Annotated in this window: 17 protein-coding genes and 1 pseudogene; 13 read left to right on the top strand and 5 right to left on the bottom strand. The window is 58.6% G+C overall.

Features of this window, described 5'->3' with window-relative positions:
- Window positions 1-26 precede the first annotated feature (26 nt).
- Complete coding sequence (locus tag ACL2XN_RS03655; protein WP_413730307.1) at window positions 27-881, top strand: LysR family transcriptional regulator; 855 nt, start codon at window positions 27-29, stop codon at window positions 879-881.
- 105 nt (window positions 882-986) lie between these two features.
- Here ACL2XN_RS03655 and ACL2XN_RS03650 read toward each other — a convergent pair whose 3' ends face one another.
- Entirely contained in the window at window positions 987-1,313 is a 327-nt protein-coding gene (locus tag ACL2XN_RS03650; protein WP_410014720.1) for an NIPSNAP family protein, read from the bottom strand.
- 244 nt (window positions 1,314-1,557) lie between these two features.
- Between ACL2XN_RS03650 and ACL2XN_RS03645 the strand changes: the two genes are divergently transcribed.
- Window positions 1,558-2,358: an inositol monophosphatase family protein gene (locus ACL2XN_RS03645; RefSeq protein WP_413723021.1), complete on the top strand. Its 801-nt coding sequence runs from the start codon at window positions 1,558-1,560 to the stop codon at window positions 2,356-2,358.
- A 125-nt stretch (window positions 2,359-2,483) separates the two neighbouring features.
- On the opposite strand, the gene ACL2XN_RS03640 is transcribed toward ACL2XN_RS03645, so the two are convergent.
- The 3 genes from ACL2XN_RS03640 to dmsA are packed head-to-tail and all read right to left on the bottom strand — an operon-like array spanning window position 2,484 to window position 6,430.
- Window positions 2,484-3,344, bottom strand: a complete 861-nt coding sequence (locus ACL2XN_RS03640) for a DmsC/YnfH family molybdoenzyme membrane anchor subunit (RefSeq protein WP_413723022.1) — start codon at window positions 3,342-3,344, stop codon at window positions 2,484-2,486.
- Between the two features lies 1 nt (window position 3,345).
- The gene (locus ACL2XN_RS03635) at window positions 3,346-3,966 is read right to left on the bottom strand and encodes a DMSO/selenate family reductase complex B subunit (protein WP_413723023.1); all 621 of its coding nucleotides are present in this window, start codon (window positions 3,964-3,966) and stop codon (window positions 3,346-3,348) included.
- A gap of 10 nt (window positions 3,967-3,976) precedes the next feature.
- The gene (dmsA, locus tag ACL2XN_RS03630; RefSeq protein ID WP_413730306.1) at window positions 3,977-6,430 is read right to left on the bottom strand and encodes a dimethylsulfoxide reductase subunit A; all 2,454 of its coding nucleotides are present in this window, start codon (window positions 6,428-6,430) and stop codon (window positions 3,977-3,979) included.
- A gap of 610 nt (window positions 6,431-7,040) precedes the next feature.
- Here dmsA and ACL2XN_RS03625 point away from each other — a divergent pair.
- The 3 genes from ACL2XN_RS03625 (at window position 7,041) to ACL2XN_RS03615 (ending at window position 10,763) form a co-directional block, all read left to right on the top strand.
- Window positions 7,041-7,958 (top strand): alpha/beta fold hydrolase, encoded by a 918-nt coding sequence (locus ACL2XN_RS03625; RefSeq protein ID WP_413723025.1) that lies wholly within the window; start codon window positions 7,041-7,043, stop codon window positions 7,956-7,958.
- 367 nt (window positions 7,959-8,325) lie between these two features.
- A complete protein-coding gene (locus tag ACL2XN_RS03620) occupies window positions 8,326-9,222 on the top strand; it encodes a Kdo hydroxylase family protein (protein WP_413730305.1) in 897 nt (298 codons plus the stop codon).
- 110 nt (window positions 9,223-9,332) lie between these two features.
- Window positions 9,333-10,763, top strand: coding sequence for an EmmdR/YeeO family multidrug/toxin efflux MATE transporter (locus tag ACL2XN_RS03615; RefSeq protein WP_410014713.1), 1,431 nt, complete (start codon window positions 9,333-9,335; stop codon window positions 10,761-10,763).
- 81 nt (window positions 10,764-10,844) lie between these two features.
- Here the strand turns inward: ACL2XN_RS03615 and ACL2XN_RS03610 are convergent, their stop codons facing one another.
- Complete coding sequence (locus tag ACL2XN_RS03610; protein WP_410014712.1) at window positions 10,845-12,299, bottom strand: DASS family sodium-coupled anion symporter; 1,455 nt, start codon at window positions 12,297-12,299, stop codon at window positions 10,845-10,847.
- A 483-nt stretch (window positions 12,300-12,782) separates the two neighbouring features.
- On the opposite strand from ACL2XN_RS03610, the pseudogene ACL2XN_RS03605 reads away from it, so the two are divergent.
- From ACL2XN_RS03605 to ACL2XN_RS03570, 8 genes and pseudogenes are all read left to right on the top strand, one after another.
- Window positions 12,783-13,536, top strand: a pseudogene (locus tag ACL2XN_RS03605) (DUF2461 domain-containing protein).
- A 68-nt stretch (window positions 13,537-13,604) separates the two neighbouring features.
- Window positions 13,605-14,480, top strand: coding sequence for an EamA family transporter (locus ACL2XN_RS03600; RefSeq protein WP_410014710.1), 876 nt, complete (start codon window positions 13,605-13,607; stop codon window positions 14,478-14,480).
- Between the two features lie 69 nt (window positions 14,481-14,549).
- Window positions 14,550-15,128, top strand: coding sequence for a DUF1349 domain-containing protein (locus ACL2XN_RS03595; protein WP_413723450.1), 579 nt, complete (start codon window positions 14,550-14,552; stop codon window positions 15,126-15,128).
- A 601-nt stretch (window positions 15,129-15,729) separates the two neighbouring features.
- A complete protein-coding gene (locus ACL2XN_RS03590; protein ID WP_413723027.1) occupies window positions 15,730-17,031 on the top strand; it encodes an anaerobic C4-dicarboxylate transporter in 1,302 nt (433 codons plus the stop codon).
- A gap of 191 nt (window positions 17,032-17,222) precedes the next feature.
- A complete protein-coding gene (locus tag ACL2XN_RS03585) occupies window positions 17,223-18,557 on the top strand; it encodes an MFS transporter (RefSeq protein WP_410014708.1) in 1,335 nt (444 codons plus the stop codon).
- 186 nt (window positions 18,558-18,743) lie between these two features.
- Window positions 18,744-19,958 carry a D-mannonate dehydratase ManD gene (gene manD / locus ACL2XN_RS03580; RefSeq protein ID WP_331123072.1) on the top strand — a complete coding sequence of 405 codons (1,215 nt, stop codon included), beginning with the start codon at window positions 18,744-18,746 and terminating at the stop codon, window positions 19,956-19,958.
- Between the two features lie 14 nt (window positions 19,959-19,972).
- The gene (locus ACL2XN_RS03575) at window positions 19,973-20,986 is read left to right on the top strand and encodes a Zn-dependent oxidoreductase (protein WP_410014707.1); all 1,014 of its coding nucleotides are present in this window, start codon (window positions 19,973-19,975) and stop codon (window positions 20,984-20,986) included.
- 77 nt (window positions 20,987-21,063) lie between these two features.
- A complete protein-coding gene (locus ACL2XN_RS03570; protein WP_413723451.1) occupies window positions 21,064-22,536 on the top strand; it encodes a mannitol dehydrogenase family protein in 1,473 nt (490 codons plus the stop codon).
- Window positions 22,537-22,646 lie beyond the last annotated feature (110 nt).

Here is a 22,646-nt window from a genome sequence, read left to right as displayed (position 1 = left end):
ACGTCAGGGGGCACCGGGAGAGTGGAATGGACCTGAAAAGGCTGCGGTATTTTTGCGCTATCGCCGAGCAGGGATCTATCAGCAAGGCGGCCAAGCTGCTGAATATCGCCCAACCGCCGCTGGGCAAAAGGCTGCACGAGCTGGAGGCGGAAATCGGTTCGCCGCTGTTTATCCGCACCCCGAAAAAAATGCTGCTCACCGAGGCGGGCGCCTTTCTTTACCGCCATTCCTGCGAGGTGTTAAGCCAGGTTAACGCGCTGAAAAAACAGACCATCGCTATCGCCACCCGGCAAAAAAGAGTGGTCAAAATCGGCGTATCCTATTTGTATTTGCGTTATTTTAACCAAACCCTGCTGGATTTTTACCAGCGGCAGCCTGACTGGGATATTAACGTACTGGTCTCAGATTCTAGCCATCTTGAAGCGTTATTGGCGCAAAAGGCGCTGGATATCGCGCTGATCCAAAGCCCCAGGGAATGCAGCTCTTTTTATGTGCGCGAACTGGCGCCGGTAAAACTTATCGCCGTATTATCAGCCTCATTTTCCCGCCCGTTCGCCGGCAAGCGCGTTAATTTATCCGACATCGGCAAGCTGCCGCTGATATTGCATCACCGTATCGACGGCGAGGGAACCTATGAATTCTTGCTGAATAAACTCTACGCGGAGATTGAGGAAGTGAATATCCTGATGAAGGTGTCCGAGCCGCGGCTGATTCTGGATCTGCTCAATGCGGGTCTGGAGGGCGCGGCGTTTATACCTGATTCAGAGTTTGTACCCAGCCGGGACGGACAGTATTTCTCCTTCGACATCATCCAGGATATCCAAATCTATCAACCCGCTATCGTCACACTGAATACCGCCAAAAATTCTCTTATTCCCTGATTCTTTATAGCGCTCACCGCCGCCGGCAATCATTTCCGCGGCCAGCCCGGCACGGACCGCATAAACTGCGCATGTTAATCCGCACCGGACCGGAGTGTCGTCTTGTCAGCGAAGAGCGGAAAAGTCCGTCGGCGTTAAAAAGGAATTTTCAATACGTTCGACAATAGGTTTATCCGCCTCGCTGGCCGTACGCTTGGCTATCCACGCCGTATCCGCCTGGAAGGCGCTCCAGCGGACCTCGCGATCGGCCAGGCTGTCCCACTTCAGCAAATAGGTCAGGCTATGGTTGCTGGGGCCGATGAGGGTGGTCCAGAAACCTATCGGCTCGATACCGTACTGGGCAAATAAAGCCAGCGTGGTATTCCGGAAGCGGTCCTGAAGTGCCGGCAGGCGGCCGGGAAGGCAATGATAAACACGCATCTCAACAATCATGTATTTTCTCCGTTAGAGGGGTTTCCCCGGCGGCGGTAGCGGGTAAGCACCGGCGAATCGCAACCGGGGATGACATCATCGGGCAAATGCGCCGGCCGGTAAAGGGTCAGGACGTCCCGCGGGTCATATTGCCGTCATCTAGATGTGATGTGATGCGCCTGCGTATATCATCATTGCTGCCAGCCCCGCCGCCCGGCAAGGGCCGGTAGACGACGAGAGACGAGATAATAATATTGAGGCGGAAATGGACATAGTCACTCAGCAGGATATTGACGAACGCTACCGTTTTGCCTGTGAACTGGCGAAAACCGGCGCCCGCCGCGCGTTTGCCTTTTATCAGCAGCGCCACCGGCTGGACGTGGAGCATAAGGGCGGGGATTTGCAGGATGTGGTCAGCATTGCCGACCGCGCCGTGGAGGCCCTTATCCACCAGGCCATCACCGCCAGGTTCCCGCAGGATGGCTTTCTCGGCGAGGAAACCGGCGGCGGCCAAACCGCGTCTTGTACCTGGGTGGTCGATCCGATAGACGGCACCAGCGCTTTTCTCAACGGACTGCATACCTGGTGCGTTGCCATCGGGGTGGTTATCCAGGGCGAACCCATCATCGGCGTGGTCTGCGATCCCAACCACGATGAAATCTTCCACGCCTGCGCCGGCAAAGGCGCCTTTGTCAACGATACGCCGCTGCGGGTACACGGCGGCCAAGCGGTGCGCGACGGCCTGGTGGGCGTGGGGACCTCGGGCCGGGTCGCCCCCGGGGTGTTTACGCCTTTTATCGGCAACCTGCTGCGCGCCGGCGGCATGTTTATCCGCAACGGGTCCGGCGCGTTGATGACGTCCTATGTGGCGGCCGGCCGGCTGATCGGCTATTACGAACCCCATATGAACGCCTGGGACAGCCTGCCGGGCATCGTTATGGTGCGCGAGGCCGGCGGCGTGACGAATGATTTTATGCATAACCAGGGGTTGATGAACGGTAATGCGGTGCTGATGGCCAATCCGGCCGTTTATCGGCAATTGCTGGCGCTTATTGATCAGTCCTGAGGCGATGGGCGCCAGCGCGGCACGCCCAGCTCATGAAACGGGTATCGGCGATGACGGCCTCAGGGTAGCGTGCGCATTCGCCTGGCGGGAATGCAGCACCCCGGCCGAATAAGCCGTTTTGCACGCTAACCGGCAACAGCCATGCCGACGGTCATATGCAATCCATAAAATACCCCGCGGGCCACCAGTTCTCCCGCCACCACCAAGGCAAAACCCAGCGCCAGACCGGCGACGCCGCTGTTGACGCGCCGCAGCATCGGCCAGACCCAGCAGCCCAGGCCAAGGACGACCAGCGCCAGCCGCAGCGCCATCAGTTCGCCGTACCAGGGCACCAGCGCGGCGGACTGCTGCACTGAACTCTGTATTGCCGCCAGTCCGGCCGCCTGCATGACGGCAGCCCCCATACTGACAAGCAACGCCGCGATGCTAAGCGTAACCAGCATCCGGCGGCGGCGGATCTCGATCCCGGCGGCCCGCAGCAATAGCGCGCCCAGCAGCGGCCCGCCGATGAGCACCGTCAGAAAGAAATTCAGCGCGGTATAGCCGTTATTCCAGGTGGGTACGGTATCAATCCGGTAAACCCGGGTCATGGCATAGACAAATACCAGGCCCAGCGCCATGGCAAGACCCAGCCACGCCTTGCCCAGCGCGCGCGGCATCCTGCCGGTCACCGTCAGCAGCCAGTAGAGGCCGCCCGCGGCGAAAAACAGCGACCCGGCGGCGATTTCATTACTGAGTCCCGACGAACCCAGCCGATTGAGCGAATTAAGCGCCCGCAGCGGCGTGCCCAGGTGCAGCACCGACGCCAGAAACGCCAGGCCCATCAGCAGCCAGAGAACGCTCATCCAGCGATGCAGCCGCAGATGCTGCCCGGCATCGTAATGGCCGGCCATCCGCGCCAGCCCCATGACGATAAACCCGCCCACCACACACTGCCCCAGCACCGTAAACCAAATCAGGGGCCATTCCTGCCATCCCGTACCCATATTACACCTCCCTCGGATTAGCCAGATAGCCGGTGGTATCGTCGCAAGGACGGCTATTGGCGTTAGGCTTAAGCACAATGTTAGGCTTGGTGTAGCGAGCCTGCGGCAACGGCGCCAGCTGGGCCAGCGTACCGTGTTGCCGGCGCAGATCCTCAATGGGACCGAAGTCGAGCGCCCGCAAGGGACAGGATTCGACACAGACCGGTTTCAGACCGACGGCCAAACGCTCCTGGCAGCCATCGCACTTGGTCATATGCCCTTTCGCCTCATTATACTGCGGCGCGCCGTAGGGACAGGCCATGGCGCAGTAGCGGCAGCCGATGCAGACATCCTCGTTAACCACCACCAGGCCGTCATCGCGCTTATGCATGGCCCCGCTCGGGCAGACCTTGACGCAGGCCGGATCCTCGCAATGATTACAGGCAATGGAGAGATAATAGCTAAAGACGTTCTGCTGCCAGCTGCCGTCCGCTTCCTGCCGCCATGTGCCGCCGGCATATTCATAAATGCGGCGAAAACTGACGTCCGGCGCCAGATTTTTATAGTCTTTGCAGGCCATTTCGCAGGTCTTGCAGCCAGTGCAACGACTTGAATCAATATAAAATCCATATTGTGTCGACATGGACTACTCCTTAAAGTCGGACAACTTCCACCAAATTGGTATGCGAAGGATTACCCTTGGCCAGCGGAGAAGGGCGCTGCGTGGTCAGCACGTTAATGCTGCCGGCATGGTCGATACGATTCCCGTCCGGCGCATACCAGGCGCCCTCGCCCAAACCCACTACCCCGGGCATCATTCGCGGCGTGACTCTGGCATTGATCCTCACCTCCCCCCGGTCGTTGAATATGCGGATAATGTCGCCGTCTTTGATCCCGCGCGCTTGCGCATCAAGGGGATTTATCCAGATTTCCTGCGGGTTCGCGGCCTTTAAAATAGCGATATTGCCGTAGGTTGAATGGGTGCGCGCCTTGTAGTGAAACCCGGTCAGCTGCAAGGGGTATTTTTTATTCAGCGCATCATCGTAGTTTTCAAAACCCGGGCTATAGACGGGCAGCGGGTTGATTTCATCGCCGGGTGACAGCTGCCAGGTAGCCGCCAGCGTTGCCAGCGCGGCGGAATAGATTTCAATTTTACCAGAGGGCGTGGTGAGCGGATTGGCCGCCGGATCGGCGCGAAAGGCTTTATAAGCCACGAAATGGCCGTCCGGATCGCGCTGCTTGAATATGCCCTGGGCCTGGAGCTGTTCAAATTCCGGCAGCGCCGGAACGGCCAGCCGCGACTGCTGATAAAGATAACGCAGCCACTCTTCCTGCGTGCGCCCTTCGGTAAACTGCTGCTCGACCCCCATGCGGCGGGCGATTTCGCTGGTCATATCGTAGATATTCTTGCATTCGAACCGCGGCTTGATAGCCTGGCTGGCAAAAATCACGTACCCCATATCACCGCTTGACGCGTCCAGACAAAAATCCATTTGCTCCGACGCCGTACAATCCGGCAGCACCAGATCGGCATATTGGGCCGACGAGGTCATATGGTTATCGATCACCACAATCATCTCGCATTTCTTGTCATCCTGCAGGATGTCATGGGTACGGTTGATGTCGGAGTGTTGATTGATCAGGCAGTTGCCGGCGTAATTCCAGATAAATTTAATCGGGACGTCAAGCTTGTCCTTGCCGCGTACCCCGTCGCGGGTCGCGGTCATCTCGGTGGCGCGCACGATGGCATCGGTCCATAAGAACATGGAAATACTGGTTTTTACCGGGTTTTCCAGCGTCGGCATACGGACAAAGGGGATTTCATAGGACCCTTCGCGGGCGCCGCTGTTGCCGCCGCTGATGCCGACGTTGCCGGTCAGGATGGCCAGCATTGCGATGGCGCGGGTGGTCGTCTCGCCGTTGGCGTGGCGCTGCGGCCCCCACCCCTGGCAGATATAGGCCGGCTTGGCGCTGCCGATTTCCCGTGCCAGCTGGATGATGCGCGCGGCGGGGATGCCGGTGATGGCGGCGCCCCAGGCCGGGGTCTTCGCCGTCCCGTCCTGGCCTTGGCCCAGGATATAAGCTTTATAATGGCCGTTGGCCGGCGCGCCGGCAGGCAGTGTTTTTTCGTCATAACCGACGCAGTATGTATCCAGGAAGGGCTGGTCCACCAGATTTTCGCTAATAAGCACATAAGCCAGCGCAGAAGCCAGCGCGGCGTCCGTGCCCGGCCGGATGGGCAGCCACTCGTCTTCGCGGCCGGCGGCGGTATCGGTATACCGGGGATCGATAACCACCATGCGGGTATTGGACTGTTCGCGCGCCTGCTCCAGCAAATAGGTCACCCCGCCGCCGCTCATACGGGTTTCACCGGGATTATTGCCGAACATCACCACCAGCTTGCTATTAACGATATCGGTCGGGCTGTTGCCTTCCGCCCAGCCGCCGTAGGTATAGTTCAATCCCGCCGCGATTTGCGCCGAACTGTAGTCGCCATAATGGTTCAGATAGCCGCCGCAGCAGTTCATCAGGCGGGCAATCAGCGTTTTCCCCGGCGGCCAGGAGCGGGTCATGGTGCCGCCGAGCGTGCCGGTGCCGTAATTCAGGTAAATGGCCTCGTTGCCATAATCCTGAATAATGCGCTTAAGGTTAGCGCTGATTAAACCGAACGCCTCGTCCCAGCTGATGCGTTTGAATTTGCCTTCGCCACGTTGCCCTATCCGCAGCATCGGGTATTTCAGCCGATCGGGATTATAGACCCGGCGTCGCATCGACCGCCCGCGCAGGCAGGCGCGTACCTGGTGCAGATCCCCATACACGTCATTGCCGGTATTATCGGTTTCCACATATGTGATTTCGCCATCGGCCACATGCATGCGCAGCGGACAACGGCTGCCGCAGTTTACCGTACAGGCGCTCCAGACGATTTTTTCAGCGGCGGGGGACGGGGGTAGGGTTGCCGGATCTCCGTCGGCCCGGGCCTGGCGGCTGAACGGCAGCGCCACGCCGCCGGCAGCCAGCGCCAGTCCGCACACTGCGCTATCTTTCACCAGATTTCGCCGGGTTAGGGGGATATTTAGTAAAGTATTATTATTTTCGCTTTTCATGATAATTCACCCTGAAGATCTCAAATCCCTGTTTAACGATGACATCAATCCGGAACAGTCTCGCCACGCATAAAATGCCACCGAACACAGAAAGCGCGGCGGAAATTCATTGCGGCATAATCATCCTCGCAATGAGATTACCCTTAGGATAGACAGGGGTATTGTCCGGCATCAATAAAACCGATATATATAATTTTATATAACACTTCTTGAATTAATTAATACTTAAAATTCAATTAGTTATTTATTAAATCCCTCTTTGCATTTAAATAATATTGATTCATTAAAGAATTAAAATATGAGTTTGCGCACAGATTTTCGCCCTATTGACCGTACAACGGGGAGAATAAAGACGTTCTTTCTCCCCATGGCGAAAAATATCGCCGGCGCACCCGGCCCGCCATAAGCGAAATAAAGAATAAAACAACCCGCCAGATTTTTAAAAAAACAAGTCCGTTATGGGTATAACGCCCCCCCCTGGCGATAAAATATAAATACTAATCACTCGCATGTTATTTCGCATTACGAAGCACGACGGATGATCATCGCCGGTTGCCAACCGTTCTATACTGACTTATCACCTTGCGGCATACACCACAGGAGCGCCCTGATGAAACTTCCCGCGACAAGGCACGTGCGCACCCCCATGCTCGACCTGGCTTATGAGGAATATGGTCCGCGGGACGGCGCGGCGGTGATTTTACTGCATGGCTTTCCCTACGATCCGCGCGCCTATGATGACGTGGCGCCTGGGCTGGTCGCGCGGGGCTACCGGGTGATGGTGCCTTATCTGCGCGGCTACGGCCCCACCCGGTTTATCAACGACGGCGTCATGCGCTCGGGGCAGCAGGCCGCCCTGGCCCGTGATCTGCTGGATATGATGGACGCGCTGTCGCTGGAGAAGGCCGTCCTGGCGGGCTATGACTGGGGCGGGCGCGCGGCCTGTATCCTCGCCGCTCTTTGGCCCGCCAGGGTGACGGCCCTGGTCAGCGCGGGCGGTTACAATATCCAGGATATCGCCGCTTCAGCCGCGCCGCAGGATCCCGAGGCGGAGCACCGGTACTGGTACCAATATTATTTCCATACCCCGCGCGGCCGCGCCGGACTGACGGCCAACCGGGCGGCATTTTGCCGCCTGCTGTGGCGGTTATGGTCGCCTTCCTGGCATTTTACCGACGCCGCCTACGCGCGCACCGCCGCCTCATTCGACAACCCGGATTTTGTCGAGGTGGTGATCCATTCCTACCGCCACCGGTACGGCTATATGGCGGGAGATCCCCTACTGCAGCCGATCGAGGATCGGTTACAACGCCTGCCGGTTATCGCGGTGCCCACCATTTCGCTATGCGGTCTTGACGACGGCGTGGGCGCGGGTCTCGACACCGGCGCGCCGGGCGCCGCCGATCCCGATCGCGATAAATTTTCCGCCTATTATCAACGGCGCCTGTTAGCGGGCATCGGGCATAATATTCCCCAGGAAGCGCCGCAGGCCGTAGTGGACGCCATCGTGGATTTACTGAACCTGTAACGGCGCGGTTTATTGCATGACGGATACGGCATTAATTAAAATGATATATCGCCGGGAAGTTATACATTAATAAGGGTGACCGTAACCATCATAGCGATTTTTCACTGGTCTGGTTACCCTGTCATTCCACGCCGCGTGGCGTGATGGCGACCGCGGTAAAACATAAATTTATCTGGTGCTTATTTGGCGACTGTTTATTTCCTTGTCTCATTTACGATTATAATTATTCAATTAATAACTTGGCAAATTATTGCTCCGGCTCCCGAAATATATCTCTAAATAATAGTAATGTTGGATAAAAGTATTATCCAGTCGCAATGACCGCCGAAAAAAATAACCGGATCGTCCGTTTATACCAGGAATTATTATGCCGAACCCAATAGCCTATGAGCTTGCCGTGATGACGCTGCCTTACCAGCAATGGCACCTTGACCGGCCAGACGCGTCCGCCGTCGTCGCGGCGCTGGAAGAGGGCAAAATTCTGTATTTACCCCGCTTGTCTTTTATATTAACCCCGCAAGAAGAGGCCTTGCTCGATCCCGTCCTGCTGGAGCCGGAACGCAAAAATATCAGCTATCGGCCCGATCGCGACCGGCTGGACGGCGTGGCGGCGCCGGAGCAGCGTCCGGCGGCGCGGCAACTGCTGCAGCGTTATTATCAGGACTGCCGCGCCCTGATGGCGTCATTGCTGCCGGCCTACCTTGACGCCTGCCACAGCCCGGCCGGTACCCTGCGGCTGCATCAGGTCGCCGACTGGCGCGCCAGGGCCTCCTGGCGCAAGGATGATAGCCGCCTGCACGTGGACGCCTTTCCTTCACGACCCAACCGCGGCGAGCGCATACTGCGCATTTTCACCAATATCAATCCTTATGGCATAAGCCGTACCTGGCGCATCGGCGAGCCCTTCCCCCCGCTGGCGCAGCGTTTTCTGCCGCGGCTCAGGCGCTATTCCCCTTTGGCAAGCTGGTGGCTAAACGCCGTTGGCATCACCCAAACACGCCGCAGCCGTTACGATCATCTGATGCTGCAACTGCATGACGCCATGAAAGCCGATACGGACTATCAGCGCGACGGCCCGCAGTTGGTGATGGCATTCCCGCCGGGCAGCACCTGGATCTGTTTTTCCGATCAAACGCCCCACGCGGCGATGGACGGACAATTCCTGCTTGAACAGACTTTTATGCTGCCGTTGTCCGCCATGCGCGATCCCAGGCGGGCACCGTTAAGCGTGTTGCAATCCCTCGTGCACGAATCCCTCATCTAGCCCGGGCGTCAGCGCCCGTCACATCTGCTGATTAAAAAGACTTTGCAAATTCACAGGTCTTTTACCATCATCAAGTAAAGCGCCCGTCTTTTTCTACAGCTGGAACTATCTTGCAAAACATCACAGTAGCGTTGCGGCACGCCATCGAGCGTACGGCGTGGTATCCCAAACGGCATTCCTATCGGGTGCTGTTCTGGCGAGAAATCACCCCGCTCGCGGTGCCGATCCTGTTCGAAAACATGTGCGTACTGCTAATGGGGGTGTTGAGCACGTTCCTGGTCAGTTGGCTGGGCAAGGAAGCCATGGCCGGCGTGGGCCTGGCCGACAGTTTTAACATGGTGATCATCGCGTTTTTCGCCGCCGTGGATCTGGGCACCACGGTGGTGGTGGCGTTCAGCCTGGGGAAACTCAATCCCCAGCGGGCACGCGCCGCCACCAGGCAATCGCTGGCGCTGATGACGGTGATCGCCGTGCTGCTGGCGCTGGGAATCGAATTCTACGGCCAGGCGATTATCGATGTGATCGCCGGCAGCGCCGCGCCGCAGGTGAAAGCCCTGGCGTTAAGCTACCTGAAAATTACCGCCTGGAGCTACCCGGCCGCCGCCATCGCGCTTATCGGCAGCGGCGCGCTGCGCGGCGCGGGCAATACCAAGATCCCGATGCTTATCAACGGCGGGATGAATATCCTCAATATTATTATCAGCACTATCCTGATTTACGGCGTGTTTTCATGGCCGGGACTGGGGTTTATCGGCGCCGGCCTGGGACTGACCATCACCCGCTATATCGGCGCTGCGGCGGTAATTTACGTACTGATGATCGGGTTTAACCCGGCGCTGAAAATTTCGCTGAAGAGCTATTTTTACCGGCTGGATACCAGCATCCTGAAGGAAGTGCTGGGCATCGGTATTCCCGCCAGTATTGAATCAGTGCTGTTTAACGGCGGCAAGCTGCTGACCCAGGTGTTCGTGGCGGGTATGGGCACCGATGTGATTGCCGGCAATTTCATCGCTTTTTCCATCGCTTCCCTGATCAATTTGCCCGGCAATGCGTTGGGGTCCGCCGCGACCATTATTGTCGGCACGCGTTTGGGAAAACGCCAGCGCGGCCAGGCGGAACGCCAGTTGAAGCATATCTTCTGGCTGTCCACCCTGGGATTATCGCTGATCGCCTTCCTCTCGGTGCCGTTCGCCGGCCTGCTGGCCGCGTTTTATACCCGCGAGGAGGATGTTATCCACGTGGTGAAAATACTGGTCTGGCTTAACGCCGCGTTTATGCCGTTCTGGGCCGCGTCATGGGTCTTGCCTGCGGGGCTGAAGGGCGCGCGCGACGCGCGTTTCACCATGTGGATATCCATGCTTGGCATGTGGGGATGCCGCATCGTGGCGGGATATACGCTTGGGATCGTGCTGGGTTTCGGCGTGGTGGGCATTTGGCTGGGAATGTTCCTGGACTGGATTGTGCGCGGCCTGTTTTTCTACTGGCGCCTGGCCAGCGGCCGCTGGCTGAAAAAATACCCTAAACTCCGCTCGACCTCCTGACGCGCGCCCGGTGGGGTTTGCGCCGGGAAAATACTATCCCGGCGCCCCCAGGGCAATGCCGGGATAAGCCCTGGATGCGGATTAATACAGCCCCAGCACCCGCCACCAGGTCAGGCCCACGCCCATAAAAATAATCTGGTTGATCACGCTGACCACAAAACCGGTGCGCCACCAGACACGGGTCGGCACATAGCCGGCGCCAAACAGGATGGGACCGCGCGCATGGGTATACTGGGTTAGGGAACAATACAGGCTGCTGGTAAACGCCAGCATAAAGGCCATGGGCAGCACCGGAATGCCGAGCGTCATGCCGACGGCCAGGAATACCGCGTACAGCGCCGCAATCTGCGCGTTGCCGCTGGCGAAAAAATAATGCGTATAAAGATAGGCGGCGTTCAGCAGCAGCAGTACCCAGACCCAGCTGGTCCCGGCCATAAGGTGGCCGATATTGGTGCCGATCAGATCGCCGAACCAAGTGGTGAACCCCAGATTTTTCAGCTGGTTGGCCATCATCAGCAGCGCGGCGAACCACACCAGCGTATCCCAGGCGCCCTTCTCGCTTTTAATCTCTTCCCAGGTCAGGACACCGGTCAACAGCAAAAAGGACAGGCCGACAAAGGACGCGGTGGTGGGGTCGATGCCAAGCCAGGTGCCAAAAATCCACAGCACCAGCAGCAGCAGCACCGTTGCCAGCATTAACCATTCGCCCTTGCCCAGCGGCCCCATTTTTTCCAGCTCGGCGGCGGCGAATACCGGCGCGTCCGGGGTTTTTTTGATCTCCGGGCGAACCAGATAATAAATGCAGGGCGGGACGATAAGCAGCGACACCACGCAGGGCAGCAGCGCGGCCATAAACCAGCCGAACCAGGTGATATGGATGCCGGCGTTCGCCGCCAGTTTGACCGCCAGCAGATTGCCGGTATACGCGGTCATAAACAGCGCCGAGGTAATATCGTTGACATTGCCGATGCACACGATGAGAAAGGTGCCGATCTTGCTGCGCGAGGCATCGTCCGGATGCGAATTAAAACTGCGCGCCAGGGAATCGGCGATGGGATAGATCACCCCGCCGCAGCGCGCGGTGTTGCTGGGCATGGCCGGCGCCAGCAGCAGGTCGGCAAACGCCAGCCCGTAGGCCAGGCCGAGGGTGCGCTTGCCCAACAGGCGAATCAGCATCAACGCCACGCGCCGCCCAAGCCCGGTCTTGATAAACCCGCGCGCAATCATGAACGCGACCACGATAAGCCAGATAAGCGAACTGTTCAGCTCGCTGAGGGCCGTCACGATGGCGCCGCTGGCGGTTTTATCACCCGCCGCATACGTCAGGGCAAAAATAGTGATGCTGATAATGCCAATGGCGCCGATGGGCAGGACGTTAGCGACGATGGCGACGATGGTGGCGACAAAAATCACCGCGGAATGCCAGGCGGCCGCGCTGAGGCCGGTTGGCGGCGTAAGCGGCCACAGCGCCAGCGCGATGGCGACAATCACCACCAGGGGCAGCCAGCTCAGGCCATAAGACGTTTTTATCTTCACCGGAACTCTTCCTATATTTGCGTTAGGTTGACGAGAGTGAAATCAATTTTAAAAAATGATTTCATTGTGAATAATTCTTATTTGGACGGAACACGACCCACCCTTAAATCGTTCATTGAACAGGGTAGAAAATGTTATTGATAAAATGCGTCAATCCGGTTTATTAAATTGTTTCCTGAATACTGCCGTGGCCTGTTCATGCTGAGGCCTTTCAGGACGTTGCCAAACATAGTAATGCAATCTTATTTTAATTAAAAAGAGAAAAAAACGGCGCGCAGGTTAGGTTGATCTATATCAACCCTTTTTGGGTGATGCGCCTGATTTTGCCTATCGTCAGGGAAATTTCATTTTTTATTGTAACAATGTTTAACGCATTATTTCCCGTCCATGGCATTTATCCGCCGGCCATGGCGCCAATCGCGTTATCCCCGCGGACGCCGTCAGGCGAAAATCCGGTTGAAAGGTCAGGACCGACTCGCCACAATGGCTATAGCAACCGCGGGAAACCGTCCCAATCACATTAAGGTCGTCACAGTGCCGTCGTCTTCTTTCCAGGGTTTTACGCCCACCGGGCTGGAATTTCTGCAACAGGTGGTCAAGGAAAACAGCAAGGAGTGGTTCGAGTCTCATCGCGGGGAGTATCAGCGTCATCTGCTGGCCCCGTTTCGCGCCCTGGTGGAGGATCTTGCCCCGGCGATGCTGGCCATCGACGACCAGGTCGAAACGCGCCCGGCGGTGGGCAAAACGCTGTCGCGCATGTATCGCGATACCCGGTTTTCCCGCGATAAATCGCTGTTTCGCAATCGGATGTGGCTGACCTTTAAACGCCATTCAAAGGAATGGACCGACGCGCCGGTGTTTTTTTTCGAAATCACCCCCGATTTTTTTCATTATGGCCTGGGCTATTACTCCGCCAGCAAAGCCACCATGGACCGTTTTCGCCACCTGATGCTGCGCCAGCCGGAAGAGTTTGCCCGCGCCGCCGCCTGCGCGCGCGCCGTTTGCGCTGGCCGGCGAAAGCTATAAACGCCCGCTTATCAAAGACCAGGATCCGGCGCTGGCGAGCTGGTACAATCGCAAATCCTTTGCCGTGATGACGACGGATAATAATATCGCCTCCCTGTTTTCACCGGCGCTGGCTGCGCGGCTGATGCGGGATTTTACCCGCCTGCAGCCGCTGTACGCGCTGCTGATGCGCGTGGAAACCCTCAAACAGGTGCCGCTGGAAGATCTCTGAACCGCCGCGCACGGAAGATAACCGGCGTCTGTCACCGGGTTAAATCATCACATTAAAGGGAACGTCTCATGTCATCCTCCGCCGCCGCCAGACTGATTCCCTTTCTGTTGGTATTGGGTTCCATATTGTCGCTCAGCATCGGTTCCTCGCTTGCCAAGGCGCTGCTGTTTCCCCTGATCGGCGCCACCGGCACCACCGCGCTCAGGACGGGGTTTTCCGCCATCGTCCTGATGTTGCTGTGGCGTCCCTGGCGGGCGTCAATCACCTTGCGCGAATATCAATCCATCGCCCTTTACGGCCTGACGCTTGGGATGATGAACTTGTGCTTTTATCTCGCCCTCGAAAGCATCCCGTTCGGCCTGGCGGTGGCGATTGAATTTGTCGGCCCCCTGGCCGTTACCGTACTGTATTCACGCAAACTCAGCGATTTTATCTGGATAGCCCTGGCCGTTACCGGCGTTCTGCTGCTGTTGCCGCTGCGCGGCAACGACAGCGGGCTGCCGCTGTCCGGCGTGCTGTTTGCGCTGGCCGCCGCGTTATGCTGGGCGCTGTATATTGTGTTCGGCAAGACCGTCAGCCACCTGCACTCGGGCCAAACCGTGGCCGTCGGCCTGGTGTTCGCCTCGATGGTCACCTTGCCGGTGGGCATGATGGATGCCGGCGCCATCCTTACCCGTCCCGACCTGCTGGCCATGGGGCTGCTTATCGCCCTGCTCTCCAGTTCCCTGCCGATGACGCTGGAAATGGCCGCTTTAAAGCGGCTGCCGCATAAGGCCTTCGGTATCCTGGTCAGCATGGAGCCGGCCGTCGCGGCGCTGGTGGCCTTTGTCATGCTGTCGGAAACCTTGACGCCGACCCAGATTATCGCCGTCGTATTTTCCATTACGGCGGGCATGGGCAGCGCCATCACCGCGCGCGGCAGCGTCGAAACCGTGGTGACCTAGGCTTAATTTGCGCGTATCAAGGACGTCAGCTACTCTTTTCTGCGGATAATAACCCAGGGAGAGGCGGTGATGGATTTTTCAGGCTGGCGCTGGTTTAACGAGCCGGATCAATGGGCCCTGAACGGGTCGGTGCTGCGGGTGGCGACCAACGGCAAGACGGATTTCTGGCAACGGACCTGGTACGGATTCCAGCGTCATTCCGGCCATGTGTTCGGCTGCGATATGCGCGCGGATTTCACATTGCAGGCGCGCGTGCGCGGCGATTATCGCCGGTTATACGATCAGGCCGGCCTGATGGTGCTTAAGGACCAGAGGCATTGGCTGAAAGCGGGGATCGAATATACCGACGACCAGCCGATGATGGGCAGCGTGCTGACCGCGCCGGACTCCGACTGGTCAAGCATGCCGTTCGCGGGCGACGCCGGCTGTTTTTGGCTGCGTCTGACGCTCGCCGACGGCTGCGTGCGGCTGCAATATTCCGCCGACGGGAAATACTGGCCGCTGCTGCGCCTTTGCCCGTTTCCGTCCGCGCCGCCCTGGTTCGCCGGCGTGATGTGCTGCACGCCGGAACGCGCGGGGCTGACGGTCGCCTTCGACGATATCCGCCTCGGCAAGCCGCAGGCGAAAGACCTGCACGATTTGACATAACCCGCACCGCCCTTCCTGCCGGCCCAAGCCCGCGCGGAAAACCCTTTCAGCGAAATGCGGACCCTACTCTCCAGGTAGCTGGCCGTATCCGGCTTAGCGCCATACTGTTGCACGGTCACCTACAGCGTCCCCCCGTCCGGTAACGCCGGCGCACCGTTGGGATTTTTTCCGCCCTATACCGCACACCGCCATCACACCCGCCAGCCGCTATCCGTTGCCGGCAATGCCTGAACTTACCCTAGGCTGGCGCGATAATTCTGAAGAATTTGTGAGAATAATCGCAGATATCGCATTCTGTCGTTTTCGCGACCGTGGATAGTGATCTGGCGACATGTATTGCCGGGAAAACAGCATATGATTGGGCCAGAAATAATAATCTTGGTTGATCCGTTTGGAAATACAGCCAATAGCCCTATTTTTACCGATCTGCTCGTCAATACGATGCTTAAAAGGAGATTTGCATGTTAAACGCTCGTCCCAGCGGCCCTATTTGCTTCACACTTCAGGTCTTTCCGGTATTTTTCCATGATAGTCTCTCTTCTCCTGGCGGGATAAGACCGGCGGCGATAGGGATCAGGCCCCTGCCACGGGGAGGCCGGTTATGCTAGCGGTCGAACTTATCATTGTCTTACTGGCTATTTTCCTCGGCGCCCGCCTGGGCGGTATCGGCATCGGCTTTGCCGGCGGCCTCGGCGTGCTGGTCCTGGCGATGATCGGGGTTAAACCCGGCAGCATCCCGTTCGACGTCATCTCCATCATCATGGCGGTTATCGCCGCCATCGCCGCCATGCAGGTCGCCGGCGGCATGGATTACCTGGTACAGCAAACGGAAAAAATACTGCGTAAAAACCCCCGGCACATTACGCTGCTGGCGCCGGTGGTGACCTATTTCCTGACCCTGTTTGCCGGCACCGGCAATATTTCGCTTTCCGCCCTGCCGGTGATTGCGGAAGTGGCCAAGGAACAGGGCATTAAACCCTGCCGTCCCCTCTCCACCGCGGTGGTCTCCGCGCAAATCGCCATTACCGCCTCGCCGATATCCGCGGCGGTGGTGTATATGTCGTCCGTGATGGAAAGCCATGGCGTGAGCTATATCCATCTGTTGTCGGTGGTCATTCCCTCCACCTTTTGCGGCGTGGTGCTGATGTCGCTGCTGGTCGGGAGACTGTTTAACGCCAGGCTGTCCGATGACCCGGTTTATCTGAAACGGCTTGAGGACGGCCTGGTCGCCCTGCGCGGCAACCAGGTGACGCAGATCAAGCCGCGGGCGAAAATATCGGTGCTGCTGTTCCTTGCCGGCGTGCTGGGCGTCGTCGCCTACGCCATTATCAACAGTCCCGGCCTCGGCCTGGTGGCAACCCCGGTCATGACCACCACCAGCGCCATCCTTATCATTATGCTCAGCGTCGCCACCCTGATTACCCTCACCTGCGCCGTCGCCACCGAAGCGGTGATCAATTCCAGCACCTTTAAGGCGGGAATGAGCGCCTGTATCTGTATCCTGGGCGTGGCCTGGCTGGGCGATACGTTTGTCCAGGCCAATTTGGATTGGATCAAAACGACGGCGGGCGGCGTTATCCAGGGCCATCCCTGGCTGCTGGCGGTGATTTTCTTTTTCTGCTCCGCACTGCTGTATTCGCAGGCCGCCACCGCCAAGGCGCTGATGCCGATGGCGCTGGCGCTGAACGTCTCGCCCCTGACCGTGGTGGCGTCGTTTGCCGCTGTCTCGGGGCTGTTTATCCTGCCGACCTATCCTACCCTGGTGGCGGCGGTACAGATGGACGATACCGGCACCACCCGTATTGGCCGGTTTGTCTTTAACCATCCGTTCTTTATTCCCGGCACGCTGGGCGTCACCTTCTCGGTGGTGTTCGGTTTCCTGCTCGGCAGCCTTATTCTTTAACCCCCCCCGGCCCCGGCATGGGGCCGCTTTCCCTTTCCTGCTGATGAGTGCACGCCATGGCGGCGGTTTTGGCTAAAAATGTGATCGCCGCTGAAAAATGACCATTTATTACTTGTATGGTAGTTGGTTCAGAACTATTTTTCCTGTTGCATTCCCTCCGGCATGACCTCCCCCTACTGAAAGGTGAAAACATGGCGACTCAGACAGAAACGCTCAGCGAAAAAGACTCACGGTCGTTGATACGCCGCGTTGCCAGCGCGTCGGCCATCGGCACGGCGGCGGAATATTATGATTTTTTTGCCTACGGCACCGCCGCGGTGCTGTTTTTCGGTCATCTGTTTTTTCCCAGCAGCGACCCGCTGGTCAGCACCCTGGCGGCCTTCGCCACCTATGCGGTGGGCTTTTTGGCGCGCCCCGTCGGCGGCATCGTCTTCGGCCATATCGGCGATAAAGTCGGGCGCAAGAAAGCGCTGGTGATCACCATTTTGATCGTCGGTCTCGGTACCTTTTGCATCGGCCTGCTGCCCACCTATGAGAAAATCGGCGTTTGGGCGCCGGTGCTGCTGATCCTAATCCGTATATTGCAGGGGTTCGGCGTCGGCGGCGAACAGGCGGGAGCGGTGCTGATGACCGCCGAGTATTCACAGCCCGCCCGGCGCGGCTTTTTTGCCAGCTGGGTGCAAATCGGCGCGCCGCTGGGCTTTTTATTGCCGCTGGCGTTGTTTGCCGCGCTGAACGCCGCCCTGTCCCCCGAGCAGATGATGAGCTTCGGCTGGCGCATTCCGTTCCTGCTCAGCCTGCTGCTGGTGGTGGTGGGGCTGTTTATCCGCCTGCGTATCGACGAGTCGCCGGTGTTCGCTAAAATCCGCGCCACCAAAGCCGTGGAGTCGCGTCCGGTCATGGAAGTGATCCGCGACTTTCCCGGCATCGTCGTCAAGGGGGTGTGCGCGAAGCTGATTGAAGCCTGCGTCTTCGCCATGTTTACCGTGATTGTGCTGGCCTACGTCAAGGCCAATAATCTCAGTACCAACCTGCTGATGGAAACCATGATTATCGCCGTGGCGCTGGAGATCCCCGCCATCCCGCTGATGGGGCATCTGTCGGATCGCCTGGGGCGCAAGCCCGTTTATATGGCGGGCGCGCTGCTGCAAGTGATTATGATCGTGCCGTTTTTCCTGGCCATTAACCAGGACAGTTTCTGGCTGACGCAGTTGGTGATGATACTGGTGCTGACCCTTGGGCATAGCATGTGCTACGCGCCGCAGGCGTCTTTTTTCCCCGAACTGTTCCCAACCCATATCCGCTGCAGCGGCATCGCCCTTATTTGGCAAATCGGCTCGTTGATCGGCAGCGGCGTGCTCGGCCTGGTGGCGGTAAAAATATTGCAGGTCACCGGCGGGCATTATTACGGTCTGGCGATGTATGTCACGGTGCTGGGGGTGGCGTCGGTAATAGGCCTGGCGCTGATGCCGGAGACGGCGCCGCTGCGGCGCAAGCAAGAATACCAGGACTGGACCAGGCATTAAGCGGGGGCCCGCGTTAGCACGTGCGTGTTGTAGCACGGCGTTGGCGGGCATAGCGCCCCGGCGATGGAGGGATAGGGCGAGATAAACGTAAAAATGTGATCAATGTAGCAAAAATACCTTAACGTAACTTGTATGGTAGTATACATTGATTAGTGGTCAACCTGTTTGTTGCTAAGGGTCATATTGATGAAAATTGTAAAAGCGGAAGTCTTTGTCACCTGCCCCGGCAGAAATTTTGTGACGTTGAAAATCACCACCGACGACGGCCTCACGGGGCTGGGCGACGCCACGCTTAATGGCCGCGAACTGCCGGTAGCCTCCTATCTTAAGGACCATGTCTGTCCGCAGTTGATCGGCCGCGACGCCCATCAAATCGAGGATATCTGGCAATTCTTTTATAAAGGCGCCTACTGGCGGCGCGGGCCGGTCACCATGTCCGCCATTTCCGCCGTGGATATGGCGCTGTGGGACATTAAGGCCAAGGCCGCGAATATGCCGCTATACCAGCTGTTGGGCGGCGCGTCGCGTACCGGCGTCATGGTTTACTGCCATACCACCGGCCATACTATAGACGAAGTGCTGGACGATTACGCCAAACATCAGGAAATGGGCTTCAAGGCCATTCGCGTGCAGTGCGGCGTGCCCGGCATGAAAACCACCTACGGCATGGCCAAGGGCAAAGGCCTGGCCTACGAACCGGCCACCAAGGGCAGCTGGCCGGAAGAGCAGCTGTGGTCGACGGAAAAATACCTCGATTTTACCCCGCAGCTGTTCGCGGCGGTGCGTGAGAAATTCGGCTTTAATGAACACCTGCTGCACGATATGCACCATCGCCTGACGCCCATCGAAGCCGCCCGCTTCGGTAAAAGCGTCGAGCCCTACCGCCTGTTCTGGATGGAAGATCCTACGCCGGCGGAGAACCAGTCCAGTTTCCGCCTGATCCGCCAGCACACCGTGACGCCGATTGCGGTGGGCGAAGTCTTCAACAGTATCTGGGATTGTAAACAGCTTATCGAAGAGCAGCTGATCGACTATATCCGCACCACCATTACCCATGCGGGCGGCATTACCGGCATGCGCCGGATTGCGGATTTCGCCTCGCTTTACCAGGTGCGCACCGGCTCGCACGGCCCATCCGACCTTTCGCCGGTCTGCATGGCGGCGGCGCTGCATTTTGACCTGTGGGTGCCTAACTTCGGCGTACAGGAATATATGGGGTATAGCGAACAGATGCTGGAAGTGTTCCCGCATAACTGGACGTTTGACGACGGTTATATGCATCCGGGCGACAAGCCGGGGCTGGGCATCGAATTCGATGAAAAACTGGCGGCGAAATACCCCTATGAACCGGCCCATTTACCGGTGGCGCGTCTGGAAGACGGCACCTTGTGGAACTGGTAACAGGAGAAGCGGCGATGAACAGCGTAGTTATCGAACAACCCGGCAAACTGGCTATCCAGCAGCGCGCGATCCCGCAACCCGCCGCCGGTGAAGTGCGCGTGCGGGTAAAATATGCCGGCATCTGCGGCTCCGATGTGCACATTTACCATGGACACAACCCTTTCGCCAAATATCCCCGGGTTATCGGCCATGAGTTTTTCGGCGAAATCGACGCGGTGGGCGCGGGCGTGGACGCGGGCCGTATCGGCGAAAGGGTGGCGGTCGATCCGGTCGTCAGCTGCGGCCATTGCTATCCCTGCTCGGTGGGACGGCCGAATGTGTGTACCGAACTGTCGGTTATCGGCGTGCACCGCGACGGCGGCTTTAGCGAATACGCCTGCGCGCCGGCTGAAAATGCCTACGTCATCCCGGCGGAAATACCGGACCAGGTGGCCAGCATGGTGGAGCCGTTTACCATCGCCGCCAATATTACCGCCTTTTTGCAGCCCACGCCGCGCGACGTGGCGCTGGTGTATGGCGCCGGACCGATGGGCCTGACCGCTGTACAGGTGCTGAAAGGGGTGTATGGTGTCAGCCGGGTAATCGTCGCCGACCGCATCGCGGAACGTCTTGAGATGGCGCTGGACAGCGGCGCCGACCAGGTGATCAACAATACCGGCCTGTCCTTGCAGGACGCGCTGGCGCAACAGGGCATCCGGCCGACGCTGGTGATTGATGCCGCCTGTCACCCCGCCATCCTGCAGGAGGCGGTCAATCTCGCCTCGCCGGCGGCGCGCATCGGCCTGCTGGGATTTTCCGGCGAGGCGAGCAGCGTGACGCAGCAGAGCATCACCAGTAAGGAAATCTCTATTTTCACCTCGCGCCTGAACAGCCACCGTTTTCCCCAGGTTATCGAGTGGATGGTGCAGGGCAAGATCGATGTGGCCAAATTGATTACCCATTATATGGACGCAGCGGAAGTGGAAGCCGCATTGACGATATTCGAGAAAGATCAGCGCCATTGCTGCAAGGTCATCTTGAAATTCTGATGTGGTGATCCAGGCGATGGCCCCCGGCCATCGCCGCGCTGTCCCTTTTTCATTTCAACACCGAGCCTATGATTATGATGACATTATCAGCAACAAGTCCCGTGGCCGAGGGCGTCAGCACGCCGAAATACGATCGCGACCGCATCAAGACACGTATCGTCCATCTCGGATTCGGCGCGTTCCATCGCGCGCACCAAGGGGTATACGCCGACCGGCTGGCGGCGGAGCATGGCAGCGACTGGGGCTATTGCGAGGTGAACCTGATTGGCGGCGAGAAGCAGATAGCCGATATCCAGCGCCAGGATCTGCTGTATTCGGTTTCGGAAATGGCCGACACGGGCTGGAGCTGCCGCGTGGTGGGCACGGTAAAACGCGCCATGCACCAAAGCGTCGACGGCATCCAGGCCATACTTGACGCCATGGCGCACCCGGACATCGCCATCGTCTCCATTACCGTCACCGAGAAAGGTTACTGCCACCACCCCGCCAGCGGCAAGCTCAACCAGCAGCATCCGCTTATCCAGCATGACCTTGCCCACCCGGATGAGCCGCAGTCGGTGGCCGGCGTGATCGTCGCCGCGCTCAAGCTGCGCCGGCAGCGCGGCTTACCGGCGTTTAGCGTCATGTCGTGCGACAACATGCCGGAGAACGGCCATGTCACGCGCAATGTGGTGCTTGAACTGGCCGCGCTGGAGGATGACGGCCTTGCCCGCTGGATTGAGGGCAACGCCACCTTTCCGTCCACCATGGTAGATCGCATCGTGCCGGCGGTAACGGATGAAACCCTGGCGAAAATACAACAGCTGCTGGGCGTCAACGACCCGGCCGGCGTGGCCTGCGAGCCTTTTTGCCAGTGGGTTATCGAGGATAATTTTGTCCAGGGCCGCCCCGCCTGGGAAAAGGTCGGCGCGGAGCTGGTCAAGGATGTCCTGCCCTACGAGGAAATGAAGCTGCGCATGCTTAACGGCAGCCACTCCTTCCTGGCTTACCTGGGCTACCTGGCCGGTTACCAGCACATCAGCGACTGCATGCAGGATCCGCACTACGTCGCGGCGGCCAGGAAGCTGATGATAAACGAGCAGGCGCCGACGCTGCGCACCGTGGATGTGGATCTCGCGGCCTACGCCGATTCCCTGATAGCGCGCTACCGTAATACCGCCCTGAAACACCGCACCTGGCAGATCGCCATGGACGGCACGCAAAAACTGCCGCAGCGCTGGCTGGATGCGATTCGCTGGCATTTGCGCCAGGGCGACAGCTTTGACTACCTGGCGCTGGGCGTTGCCGGCTGGATGCGGTTTGTCGGCGGCGTCGACGAGCAGGGCCAGCCCATCGAGGTCAGCGATCCGCTGCTTGACCAGCTACAAGGCCTGGTAGCGCAAAGCGAACAAGGCGCGGAACGGGTGCATGCCCTGCTCTCCCTGCAGGCGGTATTCGGCGATGATTTACCCGCCAACCCGCGGTTTATCGAACGGGTGCAGCAGGCCTATCAAACGCTGCTGACCCACGGCGCCCGCGAAACCGTGGCGCAGTGGCCCACGGCGGGCTGACCGGCCCAAGTTTTCTGCCGGCAACGCCGGCCGGGGCGTTGCGCCCCGGCCGTTATCGCACCTGAACGCGCGCGGCTATCCCGCGGCGGATAACATCGCACCGGCACGCC

The sequence above is a fragment of the Sodalis sp. RH22 genome (genome assembly GCF_047324165.1).
Lineage (GTDB): Bacteria > Pseudomonadota > Gammaproteobacteria > Enterobacterales > Enterobacteriaceae > Acerihabitans.
This window is presented reverse-complemented; position numbering and strand designations above follow the sequence as displayed.

What these genes read in the sequence shown, in the direction of transcription:
- ACL2XN_RS03625 (WP_413723025.1), top strand. Translation starts at nt 7,041, where the DNA reads ATGAAACTTCCCGCGACAAGGCACGTGCGCACCCCCATGCTCGACCTG.
- manD (WP_331123072.1), top strand. Translation starts at nt 18,744, where the DNA reads ATGAAAATTGTAAAAGCGGAAGTCTTTGTCACCTGCCCCGGCAGAAAT.
- ACL2XN_RS03640 (WP_413723022.1), bottom strand. Translation starts at nt 3,344, where the DNA reads ATGGGTACGGGATGGCAGGAATGGCCCCTGATTTGGTTTACGGTGCTG.
- ACL2XN_RS03620 (WP_413730305.1), top strand. Translation starts at nt 8,326, where the DNA reads ATGCCGAACCCAATAGCCTATGAGCTTGCCGTGATGACGCTGCCTTAC.
- ACL2XN_RS03590 (WP_413723027.1), top strand. Translation starts at nt 15,730, where the DNA reads ATGCTAGCGGTCGAACTTATCATTGTCTTACTGGCTATTTTCCTCGGC.
- ACL2XN_RS03595 (WP_413723450.1), top strand. Translation starts at nt 14,550, where the DNA reads ATGGATTTTTCAGGCTGGCGCTGGTTTAACGAGCCGGATCAATGGGCC.
- dmsA (WP_413730306.1), bottom strand. Translation starts at nt 6,430, where the DNA reads ATGAAAAGCGAAAATAATAATACTTTACTAAATATCCCCCTAACCCGG.
- ACL2XN_RS03575 (WP_410014707.1), top strand. Translation starts at nt 19,973, where the DNA reads ATGAACAGCGTAGTTATCGAACAACCCGGCAAACTGGCTATCCAGCAG.
- ACL2XN_RS03570 (WP_413723451.1), top strand. Translation starts at nt 21,064, where the DNA reads ATGACATTATCAGCAACAAGTCCCGTGGCCGAGGGCGTCAGCACGCCG.
- ACL2XN_RS03645 (WP_413723021.1), top strand. Translation starts at nt 1,558, where the DNA reads ATGGACATAGTCACTCAGCAGGATATTGACGAACGCTACCGTTTTGCC.
- ACL2XN_RS03650 (WP_410014720.1), bottom strand. Translation starts at nt 1,313, where the DNA reads ATGATTGTTGAGATGCGTGTTTATCATTGCCTTCCCGGCCGCCTGCCG.
- ACL2XN_RS03600 (WP_410014710.1), top strand. Translation starts at nt 13,605, where the DNA reads ATGTCATCCTCCGCCGCCGCCAGACTGATTCCCTTTCTGTTGGTATTG.
- ACL2XN_RS03655 (WP_413730307.1), top strand. Translation starts at nt 27, where the DNA reads ATGGACCTGAAAAGGCTGCGGTATTTTTGCGCTATCGCCGAGCAGGGA.
- ACL2XN_RS03585 (WP_410014708.1), top strand. Translation starts at nt 17,223, where the DNA reads ATGGCGACTCAGACAGAAACGCTCAGCGAAAAAGACTCACGGTCGTTG.
- ACL2XN_RS03635 (WP_413723023.1), bottom strand. Translation starts at nt 3,966, where the DNA reads ATGTCGACACAATATGGATTTTATATTGATTCAAGTCGTTGCACTGGC.